Annotated in this window: 32 protein-coding genes; 21 read left to right on the top strand and 11 right to left on the bottom strand. The window is 65.1% G+C overall.

Annotated elements, in window-relative coordinates:
* Positions 1 to 216, bottom strand: a complete 216-nt coding sequence (locus Tharo_RS10825) for a hypothetical protein (protein WP_107221202.1) — start codon at positions 214 to 216, stop codon at positions 1 to 3.
* Positions 217 to 450: 234 nt separating this feature from the next.
* Between Tharo_RS10825 and Tharo_RS18075 the strand changes: the two genes are divergently transcribed.
* Positions 451 to 582: a hypothetical protein gene (locus Tharo_RS18075; RefSeq protein WP_281257399.1), complete on the top strand. Its 132-nt coding sequence runs from the start codon at positions 451 to 453 to the stop codon at positions 580 to 582.
* A 442-nt stretch (positions 583 to 1024) separates the two neighbouring features.
* Here the strand turns inward: Tharo_RS18075 and Tharo_RS10820 are convergent, their stop codons facing one another.
* A complete protein-coding gene (locus tag Tharo_RS10820; RefSeq protein WP_107221201.1) occupies positions 1025 to 1216 on the bottom strand; it encodes a YegP family protein in 192 nt (63 codons plus the stop codon).
* Between Tharo_RS10820 and Tharo_RS17575 the strand changes: the two genes are divergently transcribed.
* Entirely contained in the window at positions 1215 to 1403 is a 189-nt protein-coding gene (locus Tharo_RS17575; protein WP_159051687.1) for a hypothetical protein, read from the top strand. The two genes, Tharo_RS10820 and Tharo_RS17575, sit on opposite strands and share 2 nt — an antisense overlap.
* Here Tharo_RS17575 and Tharo_RS10815 read toward each other — a convergent pair.
* The 7 genes from Tharo_RS10815 to Tharo_RS17570 form a co-directional block, all read right to left on the bottom strand.
* On the bottom strand, positions 1397 to 1522 hold the full coding sequence (locus Tharo_RS10815) for a YHYH domain-containing protein (RefSeq protein ID WP_107221200.1): 126 nt from the start codon (positions 1520 to 1522) through the stop codon (positions 1397 to 1399). The two genes, Tharo_RS17575 and Tharo_RS10815, sit on opposite strands and share 7 nt — an antisense overlap.
* A gap of 72 nt (positions 1523 to 1594) precedes the next feature.
* A complete protein-coding gene (locus Tharo_RS10810) occupies positions 1595 to 1858 on the bottom strand; it encodes a ribbon-helix-helix protein, CopG family (protein ID WP_159051686.1) in 264 nt (87 codons plus the stop codon).
* 217 nt (positions 1859 to 2075) lie between these two features.
* On the bottom strand, positions 2076 to 2264 hold the full coding sequence (locus Tharo_RS10805; protein WP_107221198.1) for a hypothetical protein: 189 nt from the start codon (positions 2262 to 2264) through the stop codon (positions 2076 to 2078).
* Between the two features lie 473 nt (positions 2265 to 2737).
* On the bottom strand, positions 2738 to 3712 hold the full coding sequence (locus Tharo_RS10795) for a hypothetical protein (protein WP_245880881.1): 975 nt from the start codon (positions 3710 to 3712) through the stop codon (positions 2738 to 2740).
* Entirely contained in the window at positions 3709 to 4164 is a 456-nt protein-coding gene (locus Tharo_RS10790; protein WP_107221196.1) for a DUF6932 family protein, read from the bottom strand. Before Tharo_RS10790 ends, Tharo_RS10795 begins: the two co-directional genes overlap by 4 nt.
* Complete coding sequence (locus tag Tharo_RS10785; protein ID WP_159051685.1) at positions 4161 to 4589, bottom strand: helix-turn-helix domain-containing protein; 429 nt, start codon at positions 4587 to 4589, stop codon at positions 4161 to 4163. The genes Tharo_RS10790 and Tharo_RS10785 overlap by 4 nt, the downstream gene beginning before the upstream one ends.
* Before the next feature lie 391 nt (positions 4590 to 4980).
* Positions 4981 to 5241, bottom strand: coding sequence for a hypothetical protein (locus Tharo_RS17570; RefSeq protein ID WP_159051684.1), 261 nt, complete (start codon positions 5239 to 5241; stop codon positions 4981 to 4983).
* 86 nt (positions 5242 to 5327) lie between these two features.
* Between Tharo_RS17570 and Tharo_RS10775 the strand changes: the two genes are divergently transcribed.
* On the top strand, positions 5328 to 5588 hold the full coding sequence (locus tag Tharo_RS10775; protein ID WP_159051683.1) for a ribbon-helix-helix domain-containing protein: 261 nt from the start codon (positions 5328 to 5330) through the stop codon (positions 5586 to 5588).
* Between the two features lie 41 nt (positions 5589 to 5629).
* On the opposite strand, the gene Tharo_RS10770 is transcribed toward Tharo_RS10775, so the two are convergent.
* Together Tharo_RS10770 and Tharo_RS10765 are read right to left on the bottom strand one after the other, a co-directional pair.
* Positions 5630 to 5920, bottom strand: a complete 291-nt coding sequence (locus Tharo_RS10770) for a BrnA antitoxin family protein (protein WP_107221192.1) — start codon at positions 5918 to 5920, stop codon at positions 5630 to 5632.
* Complete coding sequence (locus Tharo_RS10765) at positions 5904 to 6179, bottom strand: BrnT family toxin (protein ID WP_107221191.1); 276 nt, start codon at positions 6177 to 6179, stop codon at positions 5904 to 5906. Before Tharo_RS10765 ends, Tharo_RS10770 begins: the two co-directional genes overlap by 17 nt.
* A gap of 248 nt (positions 6180 to 6427) precedes the next feature.
* Here Tharo_RS10765 and Tharo_RS10760 point away from each other — a divergent pair, with 248 nt between their 5' ends.
* From Tharo_RS10760 to Tharo_RS10675, 18 genes are all read left to right on the top strand, one after another.
* Positions 6428 to 7312: an antA/AntB antirepressor family protein gene (locus Tharo_RS10760; RefSeq protein ID WP_211309598.1), complete on the top strand. Its 885-nt coding sequence runs from the start codon at positions 6428 to 6430 to the stop codon at positions 7310 to 7312.
* Between the two features lie 121 nt (positions 7313 to 7433).
* A complete protein-coding gene (locus Tharo_RS17745; RefSeq protein WP_211309597.1) occupies positions 7434 to 7940 on the top strand; it encodes an HNH endonuclease in 507 nt (168 codons plus the stop codon).
* Positions 7940 to 8818, top strand: a complete 879-nt coding sequence (locus Tharo_RS10750; RefSeq protein ID WP_107221189.1) for a hypothetical protein — start codon at positions 7940 to 7942, stop codon at positions 8816 to 8818. Before Tharo_RS17745 ends, Tharo_RS10750 begins: the two co-directional genes overlap by 1 nt.
* A gap of 4 nt (positions 8819 to 8822) precedes the next feature.
* Positions 8823 to 9485 carry a DUF6475 domain-containing protein gene (locus Tharo_RS10745; RefSeq protein ID WP_107221188.1) on the top strand — a complete coding sequence of 221 codons (663 nt, stop codon included), beginning with the start codon at positions 8823 to 8825 and terminating at the stop codon, positions 9483 to 9485.
* 257 nt (positions 9486 to 9742) lie between these two features.
* Positions 9743 to 10201 carry a RusA family crossover junction endodeoxyribonuclease gene (locus Tharo_RS10740; RefSeq protein ID WP_107221187.1) on the top strand — a complete coding sequence of 153 codons (459 nt, stop codon included), beginning with the start codon at positions 9743 to 9745 and terminating at the stop codon, positions 10199 to 10201.
* Positions 10198 to 10566, top strand: coding sequence for a hypothetical protein (locus tag Tharo_RS10735; RefSeq protein ID WP_107221186.1), 369 nt, complete (start codon positions 10198 to 10200; stop codon positions 10564 to 10566). Before Tharo_RS10740 ends, Tharo_RS10735 begins: the two co-directional genes overlap by 4 nt.
* A 3-nt stretch (positions 10567 to 10569) precedes the next feature.
* Positions 10570 to 11115 carry a terminase small subunit gene (locus Tharo_RS10730; RefSeq protein WP_107221185.1) on the top strand — a complete coding sequence of 182 codons (546 nt, stop codon included), beginning with the start codon at positions 10570 to 10572 and terminating at the stop codon, positions 11113 to 11115.
* Positions 11102 to 12691 carry a terminase large subunit gene (locus tag Tharo_RS10725; protein WP_107221184.1) on the top strand — a complete coding sequence of 530 codons (1590 nt, stop codon included), beginning with the start codon at positions 11102 to 11104 and terminating at the stop codon, positions 12689 to 12691. The genes Tharo_RS10730 and Tharo_RS10725 overlap by 14 nt, the downstream gene beginning before the upstream one ends.
* Before the next feature lie 64 nt (positions 12692 to 12755).
* Positions 12756 to 14792, top strand: a complete 2037-nt coding sequence (locus Tharo_RS10720; protein WP_107221183.1) for a portal protein — start codon at positions 12756 to 12758, stop codon at positions 14790 to 14792.
* A gap of 209 nt (positions 14793 to 15001) precedes the next feature.
* Positions 15002 to 15961 (top strand): hypothetical protein, encoded by a 960-nt coding sequence (locus Tharo_RS10715; RefSeq protein ID WP_107221182.1) that lies wholly within the window; start codon positions 15002 to 15004, stop codon positions 15959 to 15961.
* Between the two features lie 31 nt (positions 15962 to 15992).
* Positions 15993 to 17288: a N4-gp56 family major capsid protein gene (locus Tharo_RS10710; protein WP_107221181.1), complete on the top strand. Its 1296-nt coding sequence runs from the start codon at positions 15993 to 15995 to the stop codon at positions 17286 to 17288.
* 62 nt (positions 17289 to 17350) lie between these two features.
* Positions 17351 to 17707 carry a hypothetical protein gene (locus tag Tharo_RS10705; RefSeq protein WP_107221180.1) on the top strand — a complete coding sequence of 119 codons (357 nt, stop codon included), beginning with the start codon at positions 17351 to 17353 and terminating at the stop codon, positions 17705 to 17707.
* The gene (locus Tharo_RS10700; RefSeq protein ID WP_107221179.1) at positions 17708 to 18301 is read left to right on the top strand and encodes a phage adaptor protein; all 594 of its coding nucleotides are present in this window, start codon (positions 17708 to 17710) and stop codon (positions 18299 to 18301) included.
* 57 nt (positions 18302 to 18358) lie between these two features.
* Positions 18359 to 19045 (top strand): phage adaptor protein, encoded by a 687-nt coding sequence (locus Tharo_RS10695; protein WP_107221178.1) that lies wholly within the window; start codon positions 18359 to 18361, stop codon positions 19043 to 19045.
* Between the two features lie 27 nt (positions 19046 to 19072).
* Positions 19073 to 19504 (top strand): phage tail fiber protein, encoded by a 432-nt coding sequence (locus tag Tharo_RS10690; RefSeq protein ID WP_107221177.1) that lies wholly within the window; start codon positions 19073 to 19075, stop codon positions 19502 to 19504.
* A gap of 10 nt (positions 19505 to 19514) precedes the next feature.
* A complete protein-coding gene (locus tag Tharo_RS10685; RefSeq protein ID WP_107221176.1) occupies positions 19515 to 20975 on the top strand; it encodes a hypothetical protein in 1461 nt (486 codons plus the stop codon).
* The gene (locus Tharo_RS10680; protein ID WP_107221175.1) at positions 20972 to 21253 is read left to right on the top strand and encodes a phage fiber-tail adaptor protein; all 282 of its coding nucleotides are present in this window, start codon (positions 20972 to 20974) and stop codon (positions 21251 to 21253) included. The genes Tharo_RS10685 and Tharo_RS10680 overlap by 4 nt, the downstream gene beginning before the upstream one ends.
* A gap of 2 nt (positions 21254 to 21255) precedes the next feature.
* On the top strand, positions 21256 to 23523 hold the full coding sequence (locus tag Tharo_RS10675; protein WP_107221174.1) for a hypothetical protein: 2268 nt from the start codon (positions 21256 to 21258) through the stop codon (positions 23521 to 23523).
* Positions 23524 to 23534 lie beyond the last annotated feature (11 nt).

The following is a 23534-nucleotide window of genomic DNA, read 5'->3' as shown; positions in this document are numbered from 1 at the left end:
TCACGGCATCCACCAGGGCATCGTCGCCAGCGCACCGATGAGGCCGAAGAACGCCACCGCGCCGATTACCGCATCCCGAATCTCGGGGATCCGGCTGTCCTCAACGAAGGGCAGGAAGCGCTGCTCTCGCGGCGAGTGGCGGGCGAACTTGAGGTGGCGCTCGTGCTTGCGGGCCAGTCGCTCGAGGGCTAGCTGTTCGCTGACGGTCTGGGTCATGGCTGCTCCAGGTGGGTTTGCGGTGTCGCCGCCCGCTGCCGGAGATACCGGCTTTCCAGACTTGGCCCGGTGAGCGGGGCCGCCTCAGCGAGTGGCGATGGGGTGATATTAGGCGCGCCTAAACGTTGCGTCAATAGGCATGCCTAATTTTTCGTGCAATAATGACCCCACCCCGGAGGCGGAGGCCGACCGGGGGAAACGTGATCGAGGCCGCAGGCCGAGGCTGGAGCCGGAATGGACGAGGTTTTGAGGTGGATCGGCCTGGGGGCCGTGTTGCTCGTTGCGCTGGGGTGGGTTGGCTGGGCTGCCGGGTGCGTGCGCATCCAGGTGCAGATCAGCCGGGGCGACGAGGACCAGGATTCATGACGCCGTCAGGCGTGGTGGATGGGCCCGACCCCTTTCGGGGCCGGGGTGTTGCTAACCCAGCAAGAGCATGAGCAGGACCCAGATGATGCGCAGGGCCTGCTGGTAGCTCAAGCTGAGCTGGACGGTTACTTTGAACATGGGGCGTTTTCCAGTTAAAGCAACCGCCAGGCGCCCGGCGGTTACGGTGATCTGTAATCGGCGGTGTTGTACCCGGAGCCTGCTACTCCGGGAGGCAGGGGAGGGGGGCAGCATGTGCCGCCGTAACGGGGCGGCTGCCGAATCACGCAGGCATGCCGCCATCCCTCCCTGTCGCCTCTGCCCATGAGGCGAATACGTGAAAAAGCCGCCTCAAGGGCGGCTTGTCGGATAGGTGGCCATTGCCATGAAAAAGGACAGACATCGGGAATGCCTCCTGTGTCCAATGGCCATTTCGGACTCCTTGTTACTCGGTGTAGTAGATCTTGTGGCCCGAGGAGTTCTGCACCAGCGCGATCGAATTGGCGCAGTCGGAGCGGTTCACGTAGCTCTCGCTACTCCGAGCAATCTCCTCGCCGTTCTTTGCGTAGTAGATCCAGTACCACTGACCTTTGTTGTCCTTTTTTTGCCAATAGCATGGATAGGTGACCGTTGCCATGAATGATATTACCTTTGAAAATTATGGATTTACCTATGAGTTCGGCGGCCGTCTGTTTTCGTTCGTCGTAACGGCTTCATCGGAAGCCGAAGCGCTTGCTCGCGTGCAGGCAATGAGTTCGGCTACCTTGGATGGGGTCGTTCGGGAATCGGGCCTCGCATGCAAGGACATCGACGCTCCTCAGTGACAGTGATAGGCGCCGGTGCGGTGGTCGGTGTGGCAGCCGGCCGCATTGGTGCCGCCCGAGTGCGCGGCGGCGAGCGAGGAGGCGAGAACCAGGGCGAGCGTGGCGGCGATGCGTTTCATGATGGACTCCGCAGGTTATGGAGCCGTCATGGTACGGCACGGCAGACGCCAGCAGCGCAGCGGGGGGCAATCTCACCCCGCGATCTTTCCGTTGTCGTCCAGGTTGCGGGAGACGGCCGACAGGCGCTCTTCGTACAGCGCGCGCACGACATCCACGCCGTGCGCATGGACCATCAGGAGGTCGCGCAGGTATTCGGAGAGGGTGATGCCGGCCGCCCGGGCAAGGCGCTCGAGCTCGTCCTTGGTGTCGTCCGGGACGCGGATCTTGGGGATTTCGGCGGTGAGCTTGCCGAACGGGCCGGTGCGCCCGGAGCGGGAGAAGTTGATGGGCGGCATGGGGCTACTCCACGATGCCGTTGGCTGCATTGGTCAATTCTCGCCTCCCTTGCGCCGCTTCACCGCCTCGCGCACCACGCCGTCGCCGCAGGCGGCCATGGTGGTTGATCTGGCGGCGCTCACAGGTAATAAGTCTGCCGTCGTCCGCAGCTGGTCGGTGTAGGCTGCGGAATCGTGATCACGGGCGGAGTCTGAGGCTGGCTTATCCGTTCTTGCATCAATGGCAATGAACTTTGCCCGCGCGGTTGTCCATGTGGCAGCACTTGCCTGGAGGCGAACTCTTTCGGCAGCCTCCACCGTGCTCGAGGATCACCTGTTCGGAGATCGAGGCCGGTTGAGCTCCAGCCATCGACGGCGTGACAATGAAGCTGAAAAGTGCTGCAGTGAAGATCAAGAATGCACGCATGGTTACCCTCCTCCTGAAAATCCTCAGTCTCCCCGCGACTGGCGCTGCCCCGCGGCGCGATCGTCAGCGGATTCTTTCTTGTCTCCCCGCTGCTCGCCCTTCTGAATAACCTTGGCGGAACGCTTGGCGCTCTTCCTCAAGGTGCTCTTGGTGCTGCTCTCGACTCATGGACGAGAACTCCAAAAATACCAATAGAGGGAGCAGCATCAGGAGAAGCGCAACTCCGTGTGCGGGGCTGATTTCGTCTGTGGATAGGCCATACTTGGATATGACCCAGAAGGCGGGGGAATACAGGCTGGCGACCGCAAACCACACTGCGACCCCCCTGGATAGCCGGGAAAACACCCCCGCAGAGTTCATAAGCGCCTCCTATCTGTACTTTTTTACCGCCCCGCGCACCGCGCCGACGATACGGGCTGCGCTAAACGGGCAGCAGATCAGGCGGCAGCTTGCGGTCCGGCCGCGGCATCCGTCTAGAGCAAGGAGGCGCTTTCCGGCATGGGCTCGATGCGCTCGACGTACATCAAGCGAGGGCGGCCATCCGCATCGGTTTCGTATTTTCCAGACACACTGTGCATGCGCCCCAGCATGCTGCGCGCTTGATCGACGCGCAGTGCAGAATGAACGCAGCGCACGATACCGTCAGCTGTGCGTAGGTGGAATCGCGTCTTATCCAGGTCGGCCTCACGCACTTCACCCTGCAAGACGCCTGCACGCAGGCGGCTATCAACAGGGCGGCGAAGCGCTTCCTGAAGCACGACGCGCTCTCGTTGCGATAGTGTGGCGGCGCCGTATTCGCGGGACGAAATGCCCAGCGTGTGAATGCCGCGCTTGCCGGTCGGGGCAAACGCAAGAAGAGAGCTCATGGCGGCATCGCGCTGGGCGGGATCAGGCTCCGCTTCGCGCAAGCCTGGGCGCAGCCCTTCGTCGTCGATGAAGCGGGCCAGCATGGGCAGGCGGGCGGCGGCTTCAGACAGCCGATAGCCCAGTTGGATGTCTGCGGGCAGCAAGGGGGAGTCTGGCACCATCAGCTTGAGGCCAATCCACACGCTACCTGGCGCAAGGCCGGACAGGCGCAGATCGGCTTCGCGAGCGACGCGCTTACCGTCGACGCCCATCAAGTCAATCATGGTGCGCAGCAGCCCGCGCATGTTCTTGTTGGCCGTGCTGGTCAGCCAGTTGAGCGCGGACAGCCAAGGTAAGTCATGCTGCGCGCCAGGGCCTTCTGCATGCAGCACCAGATCTGAATTTTCGATGACCTGAAACAACGGGTAGGACTCGCGAGCGATCTTGTCGAGCTGATCGATTACCCCGGATACAAGCTCGTTGGGTCTGACCTCCATTCCGTTTCGCGCAGCCAGCAGTCCGACTTCCATGCAGTGCTCCAGAAAAACGCGCATGGCGTCTTTTGGGCTGCCGTTCCAGGCAGGAAAACCGGTTTGGCTCATGGTGAAATCCTGAGAATGCCTTTTGGATGTGTGCGCTGCAGGTTCAGTTCTGCTGCGCCTTTGTCTCCTAGGTACTGAAAGAACAGCGACAGGTCGTTCTTGATCAGAGGATGACGCGCCCACACGTCGACATGATAGATCGACTTCAGCCGCGCGTGTTCTGTCTGCGTGCGGACCAGGCAAATGGCGACACGCTCAAAGGGGGCGTCCGGCGCCAGGTCGAACACCGCGTCAATGTCTTCCGGCTCGGCCTTGGTGCGGGAAAAGCTGCCGTCGATCAGCACACTCCCGTCAATGCCCTGCGGGAGCCACCATTCGTTGATCAGCTTGCGCAGACCATTGAACAGCAGCGTCCGGCGATCCGTCCAACAAAAGCGCCGACGCACTTCGTCCAGCGTGCAGGCATGGATGCCTGGCGGGAGCAGGCCGTGTTCGTCGTGTTCTGGAATCATGTACGCGGTCCAAGGATTCTCAGAATGGCGTCCGCAACAGCCTTGCCTGCAGACGCATCTGGCGTAGTCACATACTCGGTTACCAACTCGGCGATCGCACGCTTGACCGCCTCGGGCTGGGTCGAGATCTCGGCACGTAAGCGCTCGAGCAGATCGGCGACGGTCGGCTCGGCGCTCTCCGGCTCCGGCAAGGCCGCCGCCCCGCCCTCGGGGCGCTTGGGGCCGCGGCCTTCGGTCAGCCAGAGCTGATTCACCTTTAGAAATTCTGCGGCACGGATGGCGGTGGACGACTTCAGCGATTTTGTGTCCCCGGAAAGCCATGCGCTGACCGACGGCGGCTTGACGCCGCACGCGCGTGCCAAATCCGCAGCGATGGCTCCTGTGTCGTCTAGCGCTTCTTGGATGCGGTCGGCAAGCGTGCTCATGTAGGGAAGCCTAACAAGAGGCGCAATAGGCATACTTGACCTCGCTGGTTAGGTGCGCCTAATATTGTGTATGGACTCAAACACCACCCCCTCAGCGCTCATCGACCGGCTCGGCGGCACCACCGCCGTAGCGAAGATGTGCGATCTCAAGCCGCCGTCCGTGTCGGAGTGGCGAAAGGCGGGCATACCGAAGCCTTGGCTGAAGTTTCTCCGGCTTGCGCGCCCGGATGCGTTCTCAGACGCCTCTTCCCCCCCCCCCACCCCCCACCCGCTGTACGGCGCAGGCGAGCACGGCGTCACCGACCGCCGGGTCGAGCCCGATCGGCGGGGGGAGGCGGTGTGATGGCTGCCGACCGCGGATCCGTCATTCTGGCTGCTTGCCCCCGATCCACTAGAGCCGAGGGTCTAGCGAATCTGGCCCGCCATCTGGGAATGGAACCAAGTGATTCCACGTATCGCGGAAAGCGTCTAGCGATGCGTCAGGCACGTGCATACCGAGCAGCAATGAAAGCGCTTCTTCTCCTTCGAACTTCAAGGCGCGCAGCAGCACGTCGATGTCGGGGTGCGTTGTGAGGAGCGCTCTCAGCACCGCTTGCATTGCGGCCTGCGACCCGAATGTGCCCGCTTGCAACTGGGCGATGTTCCCGTTCATGGCTTCCCCTTTGTGAAGGACGTGTTGGTGGAACTTCACATCCTACCCGCATCGGGGAAGCCGCCCTTTTTCCGGAGAGACCTGTCATGTCACTTTCATTGAGCCGCAGCGGCCACACCAGCCCGCTGGGCAAACTCACGGCCGAGCTGCCGAAGATCCGCGTTCCCGAGGACACCAAGGACGGGCTGGACCGCGCGGCGCGCAATGCCGGCATGTCCACCAGCGAGTACCTGCGCGAGCTCGTCATGCTGCACGTCCATGGTCATGAGTACGTGGCCAGTCTATATGCCCACCGCTTGGCCTTGGTTGCCGGAGCAGGGAAGGAATCGGGCGGGCAAGGGGAATGAGTGCGATCCAGGCGGCCGGCGCGGGGGCGGCCGATCTTCGCTTAGTGGCGCAGCTCCTGCCGGATCGTCTCGCGCACCACGTCGGCCAGCGTCACCCCCTGCGCAGCCTGAGCCAACGCCTCGTTCATCAGCGTCTGGTAGTTGCCGCCGGCCATTTCGGCGCGGGCCTTGAACACGGCCAAGGTCGCGTTATCGATGCGGATGGTGATGCGCGACTTGCCGCCGCGCTCGGCCTGAAGCCGGGCCAGCGCCGGCACCTTGGCGACGGGCTTGGCGTCGGTGAAATCCATGTCGGCGTACTGCTCGAACATCGGGTCAGAATTGTTGCTCATAGCGGCTCCGTTGCGGTTTGTTGGCCTTCCAGGCCGAAATCAGGCGCGGATTGTCACCGCGCAGCGTCCACACCACGATCAGAATCCGGCCCCGGCCGCCCATGCCCAGCGTCACAAAGCGGGGTTCGCCCGTGGCATCCTCATCCTCACGGGTCAGGGCATACGGGTCGAGCAGCACCGGCGCCGCTTCTTGAAACGTCACCCCTTCGTGGTTCAAGGGGTTCAGCGCAGCTTTCTCCGGGTCGAATTCAATCTCCATGCCTTGCAGTGTATGCACATTCGAATGCACACACAAGCATTGACTTGCATGCCCGCCCGGACTACTCTTCGCCTGTCGCCGGAAAACAGCCGGCGACCGGGTTGGGAAGCCCGAATCGGAGCGGCCGAAAGCCGCACAGCGTTCTGCAGAGCGGCTTTTTTGCGTCTGGTGTGTCCTCTATGGGCGGCGCCGGGCGGGGGAGCCGCAAGGCTCGCCGGTGCTCCGCCGGTACTTCCCACCCCGTTCGGATGCCGCCCACCCTCGTTGGGAAGCGAGATGGGCGGTTCGCAACGAACCGATCGGAGCACATCACCATGGCACACCCCGCCCAAGGCGCGTCCACCGCGCTCGTCCCCGTTTTCACCGGCACCCTGGCCGGCATCGAAACCCTTCTGTGCAATGCCCGCGATCTGCATGCCTTCTTGCAGGTCGGCAAGAAATTCCCCGACTGGATCAAGTTGCGCATCGAGCAGTACGGATTCGTCGAAGGCGAAGACTTCACCGTTTGCTTCCCAAATCTGGGAAGCAAAACCCGCGGCGGTCACAACAGCACCGACTACCACCTCTCCCTCGACATGGCCAAAGAGCTGTCGATGGTCGAGAACAACGCGCAGGGCCGCCTGGCGCGGCGCTACTTCATCGCGATGGAGAAGCAGGCACTGGGCCTGCCGGCGCCGGCGGCCGCCCCGGTGAAGCGGGCAATCCGCAGCCGCGACGACCTTTCCTTCACCCGCCGCGACGAGCAGGGGCGGCTCATCAACTGGAGCGTGGCGCACGGGCAGGATGACGACTGGGGCGCGGCGTTCGCGCAGGGTGCGGCGTTCTTCGCCGAGGTGGCGCAGCTCGCCGAGTTCGATGAAGCCGAAGCGTGCAAGGCGATCCAGACCGCCCTCTCCGGGCCGGCGTTCGACCATGCACAACAGGGCGGATTCAGTGGCGCGTGGGGCCAGGAGTGCGGCTTTGCCGAGGCGGTCGCCCGCGCGGCCATTGCGGGCCTGCGCGCGCTGCGCGAGGGCGATGTGGCGCCGTTCGAGCCGCACGCGAGCCGGGGCCGCGCGATGCCGCCCAATGCCTTGCCGAAGCCGCGCAAGCCGAAGGCGCTGCCGGCGCCGTCTGTGAGGACGATCCAGTGATGCCTTTCCGGCACGAAGACCTTCTTCTTTCAATCGGGCAGCCGGTGGCCACCGGCGCGGGGGCGATGCCTGCCCGCCCCCGCACGCCCGACCCTTTTACGGGCGGGATGGGAGGCGAGGCATGAAGAAGGATTCGTACCGACAGCTGTTGCTCCACCCGAACTGGCAGAAGAAGCGGCTCGAAATCATGAGCCGAGACCAGTTCTCATGCGTGCAGTGCGGTGAGAACGAAAAGACCCTGAACGTGCACCACCTCTACTACGAGAGCAGCAAGGCGCCGTGGGAATACCCGAGCAGCGCCCTCGTGACGCTCTGCGCAACTTGCCATGAGGACGAACACGAAACCCGTGGCGAGTATGAGACCGGCCTTATCCGTGAGCTTCGCAGCCTCGGGCTTCTGGCCGGGGATGTTGGCACGATCCGCAACCTGGTTGCCAGTTTGCGTGCGTCCTGTGGGCAGGAGAAGGCCAAGGAGTCATTGGACGCGATTCTCGAAGCAATGGCGTGGAGCGTGTGCGAGCCGGTCGTTATTGACGAACTCGTTTTCATTGCCAAGGAGTACGTCAGCAAGCGCCTGGCTCAGATTGAGCGCGCGTACAGCCACAAAGACGGCAGCGAGGCTACCTGATGTTAGATGCGCGTATCAGCGTCGGCCTGCCGTCGCACCCGAAGACCAAGAAGCTGATCCGGAGAGTCGGAGAGGCTGGGGCGTGGCGACTCGTTTGCCTGTTTCTCTGGGTGGCTCAAGCGCGCCCGGATGGCGACCTGTCCGGAATGACCGGCGAGGACATTGAGCTTGCTGCGGACTGGCAAGGCGAGGAAGGGGCGTTCATCAGCGCGCTCGTCGAGGTGGGGTTCATCGACGGCGATGACGGAGCCTACGCAATCCACGACTGGGCAGAACATAACCCGTGGGCGGCCGGTGCGGATGCTCGATCTGAAAAGGCGAAGTGGCTTGCGCTCTGCAAGCACCACGGACGCGAGAAGGCTGCAGAGATGATGCCGGAGTACGCCGCACGCCTGCGTCCTTCTGCTAGTAGCAATGCGATAGCACTGAATGAGCCTGCTACAAGCATGCGAGCAGCAGAAAATAGCAGTGCACCGTCTCCGTCTCCGTCTCCGTCTCCGTCTCCGTCTCCGTCTCCGTCGACAAGCGAGGACTCGCGCGCGGCGCAGAGCACCCCGCACAGCGACGCTCAGTCCATCGCCCAAGTCGCCGGCCAGGTTTGCAAGGCCCTTCGGAATGCCGGCCTGCAAACCGCCAGTGCCAGCAATCCGAAGCTCCTGGCGCTGCTGGAAGCTGGCATCACTCCCGACGAAATCATCGCTGTTGCGCAAGAGCCGGCTGCACGTACCAAGGGGTTCGCCTGGATCCTCGCTGCCGCCGAAGGCCGGCGCCGGGATGCGGCCAAGGTCCGACCCCTGCCGCGCGCCTCCCCGACACTGGCCGACCGCAACCGACAGGCGGCCGATGAGGCCAAGCGAATGATCTTCGGCGAGGGGTGAAGCCATGCAGCAACACGAATTCGATGCGTTCTCCGACATGCTCCAGGCGGTGGCCGAGTACTGCGGCAAGCCGCTGTCGCCGGGGGTGATTGCGATCTACTGGCAGGGGCTGAAGGATCTCGATCTGCCGGCTGTTCGCCATGCGCTGAATGCCCATGTCCAGAACCCGGACACCGGCCAGTTCATGCCGAAGATCGCCGATGTGCGCCGCATGCTCGGCGGGACGACGCAGGACTCCGCACTGCGGGCCTGGGCGAAGATCGACAGGGCGGTTCGTCACGTCGGCCCCTACGCCAGCGTGGCTTTCGACGACGCGCTGATCCACCGCGTGCTGCATGACATGGGCGGCTGGGTGGGCTTGGCGTTGAAGACCGAGGACGAGTGGCCGTTCGTGGCCAAGGAGTTCGAGAACCGGTACCGGGGCTACGCCATGCGCAACGAGCGCCCCGACTATCCGCCGGTGCTGACCGGAATCGCCGAGGCTGACAACGTGCGTCGCGGTCTGTGCTCCGACCCGCCGTGCCTGATCGGGGATGCGGAAAAGGCCGAGGCTGTGATGCAGGGCGGCACGAACCGGCCGCTGATCGGCTTCTCGACCGCATGCGCTGCGGCGACCGGCTTCGCCAGCACCAAGCTGCGCGTGGTCGACGCCAGGAGCGCGGCATGACGTCAGTCAAAGCGCTGCAGGCCAGAGACCAGCGTCGTGCAGCCGAAAACTGAACTACTCCCGAAGATCGAAAGGGGGGCAGCGTGGGGGGGCGATTTCAAACATCGCTGCTTGGTGCGCCAGCTGCTTCGATTCAGGGCACAGGGAAACCGAGCTGCAGTCGAGGCCATGAAGCGCAGCAGTACGTATTCGGCACTGGCGTCGGATGCGACCGTGCAGTGGGCGAAGGGAAACCGAGGGGAGGAGGGGGATTGGCGATGATCGAGTTCGTCGTGCCGGGGGGGCCGGTAGGGAAGGGGCGCCCGAGGGCATCCCGGATGAGGGCCGGGGTGCGCATGTTCACCCCCGACAAGACCGCCCGCTACGAGAACCTGGTGGCCATGGCGGCGCAGCAGGCGATGGGGGGCAGGGCGCCGATGGAAGGGCCAGTGGAGTTGGATCTGGTGCTGATCACGACACCGCCGGCGTCGTGGTCGAAGAAAAAGCGGGCCGCGGCACTTGGGGGGGAGTTCCCGCCGGAAACGAAGCCGGATTGGGACAACGTGGGGAAGGCGATTTGCGATGCGATGAACGGGATTGTGTTCATCGACGACAAGCAGGTGGCCGATGCGCAGGTGCGAAAGCGCTATGGGCAGATCCCGGAGGCTCGGGTGATCGTGCGGGAGTGGTCGAGCAAGGGGGCGAGGGATCTTTTCGAGGAGGGCGGCACCCGATGAACCCGCGCGAGATGAGGCATAAAGCGACGATCGCGGCCTACGGAGCATTGAAGGCTGCTGGCGGTTGGGTGTGTGCAATCGAGGCCGCCGAGCTTGCCCGCAAGATGCTCGCCGAGCGGGTGCAGCTCTATGCCTGGCCGCCCAGCTACCGCCCGATCGCTTTCGGTCTGCGCCGGTTGGTGCTGATCGGCGAGGCGCAGGAGCGCATCGTCATCTACCGCGGCAGCGCCCGGTCGAAGGAGGAGCGCCGGGAATACCGGCTCTCGACCATTGCCGAGCAGGCGCACCCCTGCCCGGCGCTTTTCCCTACAGTGATGCCCGTGCCGGCCGGTGCGCCGCGCCGGGTAGTGAGAATGGAGGATTGATCGATGGCGTCGTTGACCGCCAGGCAGCAGCGCTTCGTGGATGAGTATCTGTGTGACCTGAACGCCACGCAGGCGGCGATTCGTTCTGGATACAGCAAGAAGACTGCCGAGTGGATTGGCCCGCAGCTGCTTACGAAAAGTCACGTGACTGCCGCGGTGGCAGAGCGCATGAAGGCGCGCGGCGAGCGCACCGCAATCACCGCCGACCGCGCGTTGCTCGAAGCGGCGCGACTGGCGCTGTTCGATCCGCGCAAGCTCTTCAACGACGACGGCAGCCCGAAGGGCATTCACGAACTCGACGACGACACCGCCGCGGCCGTTGCCGGTATCGAGGTGCTGGAGCAGTTCGAGGGATCAGGCAAGGATCGCGTGTTCGTGGGCTATCTCAAGAAGTACAAGATCGCCGACAAGAACAGCGCGCTCGAGAAGCTGTTCAAGCATCACGGTCTGTACGAGAAGGACAACCGCCAGAAGTCGGATCCGATCGCCGAGTTCCTGGCCGCGCTGAACCGGTCTGCGCTACCCGTGGTGGGCGATGGCAGCCAGTAGCATCGCGCTCGACTATATCCCGAAGAACGAGGCGGACATCCTGCGCTGCCTCGCCGATCCGATGTGGCGTGTGTGCTCGGGCGCGCTCTACAAGATCATGGTCAAGAGCGACGACGGCGCGGGTTCGGTGGTGCCGTTCATCCCCAACCGGGCGCAACGCCGGCTGATCGTGCGGCTGTGGCACCGGAACGTGATCCTCAAGGCACGTCAGCTCGGGTTCACGACGCTCGTCGCCATCCTCTGGCTCGACCACGCACTGTTCAATGCCGACCAGCGCTGCGGCATCATTGCCCAGGACCGTGAGGCCGCGGAGGTGATCTTTCGCGACAAGGTGAAGCTCGCCTACGACCGGCTGCCGGCCTTCCTGCGCGAGCGCATGCCGCTGGCGCGCGACAGCGCCTCGGAGCTGCTGTTCGCCCACAACAACAGCAGCATCCGGGTGGCGACCTCGATGCGCTCGGGGACGATCCACCGGCTGCATGTGTCCGAGTTCGGCAAGATCGGTGCCAAGTACCCGGCCAAGGCGGCCGAGGTGGTCACCGGTTCGCTGCCGGCGGTGCCGCTCGATGGGGTTGCGATCATCGAGTCCACCGCCGAAGGCCAGTCCGGCGAGTTCTACGAGATGACGATGCGCGCGCAGGCGGTGGCTGAGAAGGGATCGCCGCTCTCCCCGCGCGACTATCGCTTCCACTTCTTCCCATGGTGGCAGGAAGAGGCCTACCGGCTGCCGCATCCGGGCGCATCGGTCATTACCGACAAGGACCGCGAGCACTTCGCCCAGATCGAGGCAGAGATGGGCTGCACGCTCGACGAGCAGCAGCGCTACTGGTACGTGGCCACGCGCGACAGCGAGTTCTCCGGCGACCCGCAGAAGATGTGGCAGGAATATCCGAGCACGCCGGACGAGGCATTCAAGGTCTCCACCGAAGGTACCTACTACGCCGTGCAGCTGGCCGCGGCGCGCAAGGGCGGACGCATCGGCGCCGTGCCTCACCTCGAGGGCGTGCCCGTCAATACCTTCTGGGACATCGGCGGGCGCGACGGGTCGGCGATCTGGTTCCACCAGCAGCAGGGCCTCACGCACCGATTTTTCCGTTTCATTGAAGGCTGGGGCGAGCCCTACAGCTACTTCATCAAGCAGATGCAGGCGATGGGCTGCGTCTGGGGGAAGCACTACCTGCCGCACGACGCCAGCCACAAGCGCCAGCAGGGCGCGAGCATGGAGTCGGCTGAGGACAAGCTGCGCCAGTTCGAGATCGGTGGCGATTGGGTGATCGTGCCGCGGGTCGACGACGTGACGCATGGCATTCAGATGGTGCGCGATGCGTTCGGGCAGTGCTGGTTTGACGAGGAAGGCTGCAAGGACGGCCTCGCCCATCTCGGCAGTTACCGCAAGGAGTGGGACGCGCGGCTCGGCGCCTGGCGCGCCACGCCGCTGCACGATATCCACTCGGAGGCGGCCGATGCGTTCCGCCAGTTTGCGCAGGGCTACCGCGAGGCGCAGTCCGACGCCGGCTTCCGCGCTCGCCGCGCCCCCGGCCGTAGCGGCCGCCAGCGCAGCAGCTGGGTGATCTGATGAAGGGCACCCCCGCCGCTTTTGCAGTGGCACGGTTCGCCCCACTCTACCCGGCGACCAAGACATGCAGCGAGACGAGCGCACCCCCGACACTTCCGGCCTGACTGATCTGCAGTACCGCGAGATCGTCAATCAGATCCGCCTGCAGCCGGCCTGGCGCGCGGAGTCGGATCGCGCCTGTTCTTTCTACGACGGCAACCAACTCGGCGCCGACGAGGTGGCCGAACTTGAGGCGCGCGGCATGGCGCCGATCATCATCAACCAGATCAAGCCGCTGGTGAATTCGGTGCTCGGACTTGAGGCGAAGACGCGCAGTGACTGGCGCGTGGTGGCTGACCGCGATGAGCAGCAGGAGATGGCCGAGGCGCTATCGGCCAAGCTGATGGAGGCCGAGCGCGAGACCCTGGCCGATCAGGCGTGCAGCGAGGCCTTTGCCGGGCAGATCAAGGCCGGGCTGGGCTGGGTGCACGTGACGCGCAACGCGGACCCGTTTGGGTACGACTACCGGGTCGAAGCCGTCGATCGATCCGAGATCTGGTGGGACTGGCAGGCGAGAAAGCCCGACTTGGCGGATGCGCGCTACCTGGTGCGCGAGCGCTGGTATCCGACCGAGTCTCTGGTGGCCTACTTCCCTGGCGAGGCCGACATGATCCGCGCCGTGGGCTCGGGCTGGGCGCCGGAGTGGATGGATCTGGCGAAGACCGACGAGCGCATGATGCGCGCCTACGACTCGGAGCACCGCTCGGGCTGGCTCGAGCAGGAGTGGCGCAACACCGACAGCGGCCTCGTGTGCCTGCGCGAGATCTGGTATCGCGTGCCGGTGCGCGCGAAGGTGATCAAGCTCCCCGATGGGCGCGTAGCGGAGTTCGACAAGAAAAACCCCCTGCACGCGCTGGCGGCCGCCGAAGGGCTGGCCACGGTGCGCGAGGCGGTGTTCACCAAGCTGCGCGTGAGCCTGTGGGTCGGCCCGCACAAGCTGCAGGACGAGGACTACGGCAGCAACCATCTGCCCTACGTGCCGTTCTGGGGCTACCGCGAGGACCGCTCGCGCGTGCCCTATGGCGTAGTGCGCGACCTGATCCCGCTGCAAAAGGAGATCAACGCCCGCCGCCAGAAGCTGCAGTGGCTACTTGCCAGCAAGCGGGTGATGGTCGATTCCGACGCGCTCGACCGCAACTACAACGACTTCACCGACCTCGCCGACGAGATCGCGCGCCCGGATGCAGTGGTGGTGCTCGACCCGGGTCGGCGCAACGCGAACGGCATCAACGTCGAGACTGACCTGAACCTGACGGCGCAGCAGTTCCAGGTGATGACCGAGGCCGGCGAGGCGATGCAGAAGGTCGCGGGCATCTACAACGCGATGCTCGGCGCCACCGATGGCGCCAAGTCCGGGACGGCGATCCAGGGCCTGGTGGAGCAGGGCAATACCATGCAGGCCGAGATCACCGACAACTACCGCTTTGCGCGGCGGCTGGTCGGGCAGCGCCTGCTCGAGTTGGTGACGCAGGATCTGGCCGGCGTGGAAGTGACGATCGATGCAGGCGAGGAGGGCAAGCCCCGGCCGGTGACGCTGAACCGCCCCATGGTCGATGCGCTGACCGGTCTCGAATACCGCGAGAACGACGTCAGCAAGGCGCTGGTGAAGGTGGCACTCAACGACGTGCCCAGCACGCCGGCCTACCGCGCGCAGGCCATGACGATGGTGGCCGAGGTGATCAAGGGCCTGCCGCCGCAGCTGCAGGCGCCGCTGGTGCCGTACTTCCTCGAATCGACCGAACTGCCCAAGCGCCGCGAAATGGCCGACCTGGTGCGCAAGGTACTTGGATTGGGCGAAGATGGCCAGCAGCCCGATCCTGAGAAGGTGCAGATGGCGCAGATGCTGGAGCAGCTGCAGGCCGCGCTCGCCGACGCGCGGGCGAAGCTGCAGAGCAAGGACGCCGAGTTGCAGATCAAGGCCGGCGAGCTCGCGGTCAAGGAGCAGGCGCAGCAGGTGGCCGCCGAGAAGGCCGCCGCCGAGGTGGCGAAGCTGCGCGCCGACACCCTCCAGACCCGTGCTGCGACCGCCGGCCAGGCAATGGCGATCACGCAGCACCCCTAGTGTCTCCTCCCTTGCCCTGGCGAGATGGCCCGGCCTCGCGCCGGGCATTTCTTTGCCATGATTGTTCGCCGACGCGCATCGGTTCCGCACAAGGGCACCCCTCTGTTGCTCGTATGCGTACAAAGCGCCCATGGCAACGCACCCCGCGGCCCGGCGTGAAGGGCGTGCGCGCCACCCACGGACTCCGACCGACAGAGGACACGAAGCACATGGATGAGCCCAAAGACCTGGACTACTACGCCGCCAACCCCGACGAACTGCCCAGCGACCCCGACGCGATCGAGGCGCTGATGGCTCAGCTCGCCGGCGAGGCGCCGCAAGCCGAACAGTCTGAACCGAGCGCAACGGACGGCGCGAGCGAAGCGGAGGAGGCCGATACGGCCGGCGAGCCCCAGGGCGAAGCGAAGCAGGAAGAAGCGGACGAAGCGGGGCAGGACGAGCACGCGCCCGTTCTGAGCCGGGACGGCAAGCACGCAATTCCTTACTCGGTGCTCCAGACCGAGCGGGAGAAGCGGCGTGCGGCCGAGCAGGCGATGAAGGCGCTTGAGCAGCGACTGGCTGCCGCGGAAGCGGGCACGCAACAGCAAGGCGAGGCGAAAGATTCCGCCGCCAACCTTGATGCGATGGCCGAGGACTTCCCGGCGGTGAAGGCGCTGCTCGAGCACACGCGCAAGCTCGAATCCAAGCTCTCCCAGGTGACGCAGCGCATCGAGCAGGATGATGCGATCCGCGCCGACCAGGAGGCCTCCCGCGTCCGCGCCGCGGTCGATGCCAACCCGGTGCTGTTGCACTGGGAGCACAACGACCCGGAGCGCTGGCAGGCCGCCGTCGAGGCCGATCAGCGCTTGCAAGACTCGCCGGCTCATCGACAGCTGACGCTGGAACAGCGCCTGGAACGCGCCGTGCAGATCGTGGATGCCTTCTACGGCCCCGATGCCAGCGCCCCAGCGCCTCCGCCTCAGCCCGCAGCACGCCCGGCCAAACCGGCGGCAGCGCAACACCCGGACAAGCCCTTCAAGCCGCGCACGCTCTCGGACATCCCGGGCGGTGCGGTGCCCGCAGCCGATCCGCTGGAGGAGTTCGCGACCCTCTCGGTGGAAAGGCTCGGGGCCCAGATGGCGGGCATGACTCCGGACCAGATCAACGCACTGCTTGCTCGGCTCGGCTGACACCGAACCCGTGATTCAGGAGTAATACACCATGGCAGGATCCACTGGCGGTTTCGCCACCAACGTTGCAGCCGGCTCGGCGCTGGCGCGCAAGCTCTTTTCCGTCGCGCTGTTCGCGCAGACCCAGAAGCAACCGGGCTTTTCCCGCGCGCTCACCGGCCCGGCGCCGAGCACCGGCGACGCCATCAACAAGCTCAAGGGGCAGACCTCGAAGGACATGCCGGTCGTGCGCATCACCGACCTGTCGAAGACGGCCGGCGACAAGGTCTCGGTCGACGTGTTCGGCACCATCGGCGGCAAGCCGATCATGGGCGACGCCGACGCCGAGGGCACGGGGGCCGCGCTCACCAACGCCAGCATGGAGGTCAAGATCGACCTGATGACCAAGGTGGTCGACGCCGGCGGCAAGATGGCGCAGCAGCGTACCGTGCATCAGCTGCGCAATATCGCCATGGCGAACCTGACGAGCTATTTTGCCCGCCTGGACGACCAGACCACGCTGGTGCATCTAGCCGGGGCGCGCGGCACCGAGGTCAACGACGACTGGATCGTGCCGCTGTCGTCCGACGGCGACTTTGCCTCGATCCTGGTCAACGACGTGACGCCGCCGACCTTCGAGAGCCACTATTTGATCGACAACGCGGGGGCATCGCTGGCCACCCCGTCCGCAGCCAACATCGGCGCGATCGCCACGGCCGACGTGCTGACGCTGGAATCCATCGACAACATCCGCACCCTGCTCGATGAGATGGCCTTCCCGCTGCAGCCGGTCAAGATCGCCGACGACCCGGCCGCCTCGGATGAGCCGATGTGGGTGCTGTACGTGTCGCCGCGCCAGTACTCGCAGCTCCTGAAGGCCACCAGCAACGATATTCGCTCCTTCCAGCAGAACGCCTGGAACCGCGCCTCTTACGGCTCCAAGCACCCGCTGTTCAAGGGCGAAGTCGGCATGTGGAACGGCATCCTGGTGAAGAAGCTCAACCGCGCCATCCGCCACGGCACCGGCAGTTCGCTGACCTCGGTCCTGGCGGCGGACAAGGCCACCGGCACCGGCACCGCCACCGCCTTGCCGGCGGGGATCACTGCAGGGTTCGCAGTCGATCGCGCGATCCTGCTTGGCGCGCAAGCGCTGGGCAACGCCTACGGCAAGAACAAGGGCAGCGACTATCACTTCGACTGGCTCGAAAACCCCTACAACTTCGGGCGCGCACTCGAAGTGGGCGGCGACTGCATGGGCGGCAAGGCCAAGCTGCGCTTCAACCTCGGCGGCGCGCACGTCAAGGACCACGGCGTGATGGCGTTCGATTCGGTTGTGGCGCTGACCTGATCGATCGTGCAGGAGTAGGGGGCTTCGGCCCCCTTTTTTCGCTAAGCATAACGGGGGAAACCATGGCCATCGCCATCAAGTACAACGGCCCCAAGCCATTCACCGACCACCTCTACGGCTCGAAGCTGCACTGGGAGATCGGCGACACGCGCGAGGACGTGCCCGAGCACATCGCCATCAAGCTGCTGCGCCACCCGGAATTCGAGGATGCCAGGAAGCGCAAGACCGAGATCAAGGTCGAGGAGTTGCCGCGTGAAGAGCAGGACAACCTGCCGCCCCTGGTCAACCTCGAAGCGATGACCAAGGATCAACTCGCGCAGTACGCGCACCGCAATTTCGGCGTCGTGCTCGATGCGGGGATGAAGAAGTCCGAGCTTCTCGATACCGTGCGCCTGCAAATGGGCAAGCGAGCACGCTAAATGGCTGCCCTCTCCGCGCTCTACCCCTACATCATCCCGCACGTGCCGAACATGCCAGAAATGGCGATCGACCGCGCACTGGTCGATGCGGCGATCGAATTCTGCCGCCAGAGCTTGGCCTGGCAGCAGCGCACCGATCCGATCCAGCTGATCCCCGGTGTGCGCGAATACGACGTCGACGTGATCGGGTGCGAGCCGGTACGCGTTCTTGCGGCGGTGATCGTCGGCGACCGGGCGCTGGATCGGCGCCCCATGGCGTCCCTGGATCTGCCCGAGGCAGGTGAGCCCACGGGCTTCGTGCAGCCCGTGCCGCGCCTGATCGAGCTCGCCGAGACCCCCGTTCGCGCCGACAGTCTCGTGCTGCGCGTTGCAGTGGAGCCGAGCATGAGCGCAACCGTGCTCGACGACCAGTTGGTGCGCTACTGGCGCGAGCCGATTGCCGCCGGCGCCCTGATGCGGCTCTTGCTGCAGCAGGGCGACATGAGCCGGGCGAGCGTGGCAGCGCAAGCCTTCCAGGGCGGTGTCGAGCGCGCCTATGCGCAGGCGCAGGTCGGCGCCGGGCGGGGGCGTCTGCGGGTGCGGCCTGTGCCGTAAGGGCACCCCTGCGAAGCCCATGGCGGCAGCATCCGGGCAACTGACCCGGAGCGCCCTATGGCCACCCTGACCACCACAGCCGTCATCGGCCGCGTTGCCACGCTGCTGCAAGACACCACCCACATCCGCTGGCCCGTCGCCGAGTTGCTGACCTACGTCTCGGACGCGCAGCGCGAAATCGTCGCCATCAAGCCCGATGCATGCGTCAAGACCGCAGTCGTCACGCTCTCCGCAGGCACTCGGCAGCAACTGCCGGCAGACGGCACGACGCTGATCGACATCACTCGAAACATGGGGGCGGGCGGCGCCACCCCGGGGCGCGCGCCGCGCGCAGTGACGCGCGAGATTCTCGACGCCCAAAACCCGCTCTGGCACGCCGGCACCGCTTCTGCCGAGGTCATCCACTACACCTTCGACCCGCAGAACCAGAAGGTGTTTTACGTCTATCCGCCGCAGCCGGCGATCAATCAGGGCTCGCTCGAGATCGTCTATGCCGTCGCGCCAACTGAAGTGGTCGATGGCGGCTCGCTCCAGCTCGACGACACCTGGATGCCGGCGATCGTCAATTACACCCTGCATCGCTGCTACAGCAAGGACGCCGAGTACGCCGCCAACGCCGACTTGGCGGTGGCCTACCTGCAGGCCTTCTCGGCTCAGATCGGCGGGCGCGCGGCGGGCGAGCAGGCGAGCGACATCAACCGCAACAGCGCCGGCACCAATCCCAACCTTCGCCCCACCGCTTGACCCCATCCCCTGTAAGGAGAATTACCCATGTCCGCTGCATCCAACTACCTCGAATCCGCGCTGCTCGAGCACTTCCGCGGCACGCAACTTCCGCTGCCGTCGAACTTCTTTATCGCGCTGCACACCGCCGACCCGACCGACGCCGCTACTGCGGGCACGGAAGTCAATACGACGGCCTGGCCTTCGTATGAGCGCATGACCGTGGGCACGCCGCTGTCGTCCGCCTGGACGGCCTCTGCCGATGAGGCCGGCGGTGGCAAGCAGATCACCAACGCCAACACCATCAACTTCCCGGCCAACAACGGCGCCGGCTCGGTCCAAGTCACGCACTTTTCGGTGTGGGACGCGGCGACGGGCGGAAACATGTGGGCGCATGCCCCGCTGACCGCGCCGAAGACGATTGACCCGACCGATATTTTCAGCGCGATCCCCGGCGCGCTGCGCATGATTGCCCGGTAATCGATAGGTCATGCGCCTCAACGGATCTGCGCTGAATGCACGCCCCCTCAACGGGGCGTCGCGCCTCGCCGTCTTCGGGGCGGCGGAGGCGATTGCAGGGTTCGATGCTTCGCTGGAAGGGCTGCGCACCGTCCGGGCCAGCGGCAATGCCCCCATGCAGGTTCAGGCGGGTCTGTTGGGGAGTGCGCAGCGGTTCGCTTCACTGGATGCGCCGATCCGAGTTCAGGCTGAACTGGCGCAGACGGTGTATCGCAGCGGTCGGGGTGCGTTCACCATCACGCACACCGGAATCCTGTACTTCGAGCGCACCGTCCTCGGCTTCGGTGGCGCAGGCATTTTTCTGCACGCCGCAGGTCACGTCGGCGTCGTCTTTATCGACGGCGAGGCGCAGATCCGGCCGCTGATTGCAGAAGTCGACGGCACTCGGGCGCGCAGGAGCAGCGCCACCGCTTCGATGGCGCTCATGGGCGACCTGTCCGCCTCTGCGATTCGTCGCGGAGCGGCGCAGGCTCCGAATGATCTGGCAATCACCGCAGAGCTGGACCCGGCGCACATCCACGAAGGCGTGCGACACCTCACTGCCGGGGGTTCCCCGGTCGTTGAGGTCCGCGTCACGGATGAGGGGATGCGCAGGCAAACCCTGCTCGGGTCCGCCACGGTCGATTTTCACGCGATCGGTGCAGGCCGACTCTCCAAGCCCACGATGGCCGGAGGCGCGGTTCAGACATTGACGCTCGATGCGGACTTCCGGGTATATCGGCGCTGGACTGGCGCTGCTGTCGTGCAGGGTGCGACGGACCTCGCGGGCGAAGTATTCGTGCGCGGAGGAGGACAGGCTGCGGTACAGATCATTCCCGCCTGCACCGGCTACGTCTATCGCAGGACGGCATCGGGGGCGGCAGCCTCCGCGCTGGATGCGCAGATCAACGCATTGCGCGCAAAGGTCGGGGGGGCGTCGGCGGCAGTTGAGGTCGCTGCGGGTGCAGCCGGAGCGCTGCGCAGAACGGGGCGCGGCAAGCTTGTCATCGAGGTCCCTGTCACCCCCATAGGCCAGGCCAGCGCAGTGCGCGGTGGGCAGGGCGCGCTACTTCTACATGCCGAAGGCGGGCTGAGTGGAGAGGTGCTCATTCCTGGGGATGCAGAAGCCGTCTTGCTGGTGACCTTGGAAGGCGCCGGCTACGTCTATCGCAGAACCGCCAGCGCAAGCGCCGCCCTCGATGTCGCGCTTGAGCTTGCAGCGAACAGACGGCGCACGGCAGAGGCCGCCCCTTCCATTCAGATCATCGCCGAAGCGAACGGGGTGCGTGGCGCAGCGCTTTCCGGCGACGCAGAGATGGTCCTGCTTGCCCCGTCCGAGGGCTACACGAATATCTACGGCGAAGACCCCTCGGAGCAGCAGTTCTATCGCCCGACCGATCTTCGCTCACTCCAGCGCTGGGATGCGCTGCGGGAATTCAGGAGAACGCAATGAAGTTGGGCTCTTTCAGCAAGCAGCCGGGTGAGCGCGTGAGCAAGAGTGTGATCTACACCGATGCGCTCGACCCAGGCGACGAGATCGGAACGATCGACGAATGCAGGGCTGAGCCTGCTGGGCTTGAAGTATCCCCGGTTCTCGTGGCGGGGGATCGCGCCCGGATCTGGGTAAGCGGCGGCACGGATGGGGTGCAATACAAGATCACCATCAAGGTCACGACCGCGGGCGGGGAAATTCTTGAAGACGAACTCTTTTGTCGCGTGAAGGAGATTTGAGCGTGGAGCAATTTGCCAACAACGCAATCACGACGCTGGTGGCGCCGGCTGCAGCGGAAGACACGGTAATCGAAGTCACCAGCGGGGCTCTCTTCCCGGATGCCGCGAACGGCATATTCAGAGCCACCCTGATTGGCCTGGATGAAAACGGCAACGAGGCAGCATGGGAGATCGTCAAGTGCACGGCCCGCACGGGCGGCGTGCTTACCGTTGAACGTGCGCAAGAAGGTACGGCAGCGCAGGCCTGGGCGGCAGGCACGCGGGCTGAATTGCGGCTGACCGCCGGGGCGCTGTCTGATGCGCTGCAGGCGATCGAGAGCAAGCAGGCGACCCTTGTTTCCGGCGCCAACATCAAGACCGTCAACGGCCAGGTCCTCCTGGGCGCCGGGAATATCGAGATTCGGAGCGGCGTCGGCGTAACCCTCTCCGGCGACCCCAGCCCATACGTCACACAAGAAAAAACCTACACCATCACCAACTACAGCGCGTTTTCCGAGTATGTCGTGCAAGTCAGCGCCGGCACGGTCAGCCTCGCCGGAGACACGATCACCTTCACTGCGCCACCCGCCGCGGGCGCGGTCACGCTGACGGTGACGATGGATGACGTGCCGACCGAGTTCGTGATCGACGCGCAGGCCGCCGGCGTGCAAACGCCGACTGTCGTATCGCCAGCCAATGGTGCCACCGACCAAGGCGGCTCGGTCACGCTGACCGGCTCGGCTTTCGCCTGGTACGGACTGGAGGATACGCAAAAGTCTCGCAGCTACCGAGTGGCGACCGATCAAGCGATGACGAACATCATCGCCAGCAACGTTGGCGACACCGTGAATCTGCTGAACTGGACCGTCTCTGGGCTATCCACGAGCCAGGAGTACTGGTGGCAAATGCAGGACGAAGGGAACAGCAACGGCCTGTCCGAGTGGAGCGCGCCGGTGAAATTCACCACCAAAGCCACGTTCGGCGGTCTGGTCGGCACGCCGGGCGGGCAAGGGTTCGGCGTCGGTGAATATCCCGCCGAGCTGCCCTCGGGCTTCAGCGCGATGGCCGGCACGAGCGACAAAGCGAGCGCAAATTACGGCAACTACCAGTACAGCGACGGCTCGGTGATGGTATTCGTGCCGCGCTTCTACTACCGCATTGGCAACGCTTCCAGCCCGCGCTATGCGACCTACGGCGCCAATGCGATCGATGTCGTGGGCATCGAGACGTTCGCCGACGAGGCCGCAGCCAACGCAGCAGGCTACGCGCTGCACCGTGCATTCAAGGATGGCGGGGCGGTCAAGCCGGGCTTTTTCATCGACAAGTACCTCGCGAGCCGGAACGGCACGACCTCGTGCAAGTCCGTCGCGCTCGGCGTGCCGATCTCGCTGACGACCACGACGACGTACACGCGCTCTAGCGGCATGACAGGCTGCACCGGCATCCTCGCCGATGCCGTCGTGCTGGCGCGCAGCCGCGGCGCGGGCGTGTTCAACGTCGCCAGCATCTTCATGTATGACGCGCTGGCGAAGCTCGCGCTCGCGCACGGCCAAGCCGCAACCAGCGCGACGCACTGCGCATGGTACGACGCGGCCGGGACAACGAATTTCCCGAAGGGGTGCAACAACAGCGCCCTGGCCGACGCCAACGACACCGGCGTCACGTTTACGAGCGCGGGCGACTCGGGCAACGCAAACAAGCCGAAGACCGGCAGCGCGAGCAGCCTCGCAAAAACCACGCACAACGGACAGGCGTGCGGCGTGACCGACGTGAATGGCGCGATGTATCAAGTGATGCTGGGCATCACGCAAGCGGGCGCTAGCGCGACCGATACGACCGCGATCACGACCGGTGACGCCTACGTACTCAAGGAGAGCGTCGCGCTGGCGAGCCTGACTGACGGCTTCGGCGGCGCAACGGACGCATGGGGCACGGCGGCCAATCTGGCGACCAATTACGACGCGGTGACCGGCTTTCTGCCCTGGGGCGCGACGACCGGATGGGACTATTTTGGCAACGGCAGCAACGCGGTGTTCAGCGGCGCGACGAGCGGCACGGATTATCTGCGCTCGTGCTGCGGCATAGCGGCGACGACCGGCATGAGCGCGGCCGGCACGAACCAGTTCGGCAACGACGGCAATTACCGCTATGGCCGCGCCAATCTTTTCCCGTATGCCTCCGGCGTCTGGAACGGCGCTGCGGTCGCTGGCGTCTTCTGCCGGGGTTGGAGCGTCGGCCGGTCGAGCGACATCACCAACGCGGGCTTTCGCTGCGCCGCCTATGGAAATTGACTGGTCGGCGG

It is taken from the genome of Thauera aromatica K172, from assembly GCF_003030465.1.
Taxonomy (GTDB): domain Bacteria; phylum Pseudomonadota; class Gammaproteobacteria; order Burkholderiales; family Rhodocyclaceae; genus Thauera; species Thauera aromatica.
This window is presented reverse-complemented; position numbering and strand designations above follow the sequence as displayed.

Excerpts from the sequence above, each read along its gene's own strand:
- Tharo_RS10825 (WP_107221202.1), bottom strand. The coding sequence starts at position 216 with ATGACCCAGACCGTCAGCGAACAGCTAGCCCTCGAGCGACTGGCCCGC.
- Tharo_RS18075 (WP_281257399.1), top strand. The coding sequence starts at position 451 with ATGGACGAGGTTTTGAGGTGGATCGGCCTGGGGGCCGTGTTGCTCGTT.
- Tharo_RS17575 (WP_159051687.1), top strand. The coding sequence starts at position 1,215 with ATGAATGATATTACCTTTGAAAATTATGGATTTACCTATGAGTTCGGC.
- Tharo_RS10820 (WP_107221201.1), bottom strand. The coding sequence starts at position 1,216 with ATGGCAACGGTCACCTATCCATGCTATTGGCAAAAAAAGGACAACAAA.
- Tharo_RS10815 (WP_107221200.1), bottom strand. The coding sequence starts at position 1,522 with ATGAAACGCATCGCCGCCACGCTCGCCCTGGTTCTCGCCTCCTCGCTC.
- Tharo_RS10810 (WP_159051686.1), bottom strand. The coding sequence starts at position 1,858 with ATGCCGCCCATCAACTTCTCCCGCTCCGGGCGCACCGGCCCGTTCGGC.
- Tharo_RS10805 (WP_107221198.1), bottom strand. The coding sequence starts at position 2,264 with ATGCGTGCATTCTTGATCTTCACTGCAGCACTTTTCAGCTTCATTGTC.
- Tharo_RS10795 (WP_245880881.1), bottom strand. The coding sequence starts at position 3,712 with ATGAGCCAAACCGGTTTTCCTGCCTGGAACGGCAGCCCAAAAGACGCC.
- Tharo_RS10790 (WP_107221196.1), bottom strand. The coding sequence starts at position 4,164 with ATGATTCCAGAACACGACGAACACGGCCTGCTCCCGCCAGGCATCCAT.
- Tharo_RS10785 (WP_159051685.1), bottom strand. The coding sequence starts at position 4,589 with ATGAGCACGCTTGCCGACCGCATCCAAGAAGCGCTAGACGACACAGGA.
- Tharo_RS17570 (WP_159051684.1), bottom strand. The coding sequence starts at position 5,241 with ATGAACGGGAACATCGCCCAGTTGCAAGCGGGCACATTCGGGTCGCAG.
- Tharo_RS10775 (WP_159051683.1), top strand. The coding sequence starts at position 5,328 with ATGTCACTTTCATTGAGCCGCAGCGGCCACACCAGCCCGCTGGGCAAA.
- Tharo_RS10770 (WP_107221192.1), bottom strand. The coding sequence starts at position 5,920 with ATGAGCAACAATTCTGACCCGATGTTCGAGCAGTACGCCGACATGGAT.
- Tharo_RS10765 (WP_107221191.1), bottom strand. The coding sequence starts at position 6,179 with ATGGAGATTGAATTCGACCCGGAGAAAGCTGCGCTGAACCCCTTGAAC.
- Tharo_RS10760 (WP_211309598.1), top strand. The coding sequence starts at position 6,428 with ATGCCGCCCACCCTCGTTGGGAAGCGAGATGGGCGGTTCGCAACGAAC.
- Tharo_RS17745 (WP_211309597.1), top strand. The coding sequence starts at position 7,434 with ATGAAGAAGGATTCGTACCGACAGCTGTTGCTCCACCCGAACTGGCAG.
- Tharo_RS10750 (WP_107221189.1), top strand. The coding sequence starts at position 7,940 with ATGTTAGATGCGCGTATCAGCGTCGGCCTGCCGTCGCACCCGAAGACC.
- Tharo_RS10745 (WP_107221188.1), top strand. The coding sequence starts at position 8,823 with ATGCAGCAACACGAATTCGATGCGTTCTCCGACATGCTCCAGGCGGTG.
- Tharo_RS10740 (WP_107221187.1), top strand. The coding sequence starts at position 9,743 with ATGATCGAGTTCGTCGTGCCGGGGGGGCCGGTAGGGAAGGGGCGCCCG.
- Tharo_RS10735 (WP_107221186.1), top strand. The coding sequence starts at position 10,198 with ATGAACCCGCGCGAGATGAGGCATAAAGCGACGATCGCGGCCTACGGA.
- Tharo_RS10730 (WP_107221185.1), top strand. The coding sequence starts at position 10,570 with ATGGCGTCGTTGACCGCCAGGCAGCAGCGCTTCGTGGATGAGTATCTG.
- Tharo_RS10725 (WP_107221184.1), top strand. The coding sequence starts at position 11,102 with ATGGCAGCCAGTAGCATCGCGCTCGACTATATCCCGAAGAACGAGGCG.
- Tharo_RS10720 (WP_107221183.1), top strand. The coding sequence starts at position 12,756 with ATGCAGCGAGACGAGCGCACCCCCGACACTTCCGGCCTGACTGATCTG.
- Tharo_RS10715 (WP_107221182.1), top strand. The coding sequence starts at position 15,002 with ATGGATGAGCCCAAAGACCTGGACTACTACGCCGCCAACCCCGACGAA.
- Tharo_RS10710 (WP_107221181.1), top strand. The coding sequence starts at position 15,993 with ATGGCAGGATCCACTGGCGGTTTCGCCACCAACGTTGCAGCCGGCTCG.
- Tharo_RS10705 (WP_107221180.1), top strand. The coding sequence starts at position 17,351 with ATGGCCATCGCCATCAAGTACAACGGCCCCAAGCCATTCACCGACCAC.
- Tharo_RS10700 (WP_107221179.1), top strand. The coding sequence starts at position 17,708 with ATGGCTGCCCTCTCCGCGCTCTACCCCTACATCATCCCGCACGTGCCG.
- Tharo_RS10695 (WP_107221178.1), top strand. The coding sequence starts at position 18,359 with ATGGCCACCCTGACCACCACAGCCGTCATCGGCCGCGTTGCCACGCTG.
- Tharo_RS10690 (WP_107221177.1), top strand. The coding sequence starts at position 19,073 with ATGTCCGCTGCATCCAACTACCTCGAATCCGCGCTGCTCGAGCACTTC.
- Tharo_RS10685 (WP_107221176.1), top strand. The coding sequence starts at position 19,515 with ATGCGCCTCAACGGATCTGCGCTGAATGCACGCCCCCTCAACGGGGCG.
- Tharo_RS10680 (WP_107221175.1), top strand. The coding sequence starts at position 20,972 with ATGAAGTTGGGCTCTTTCAGCAAGCAGCCGGGTGAGCGCGTGAGCAAG.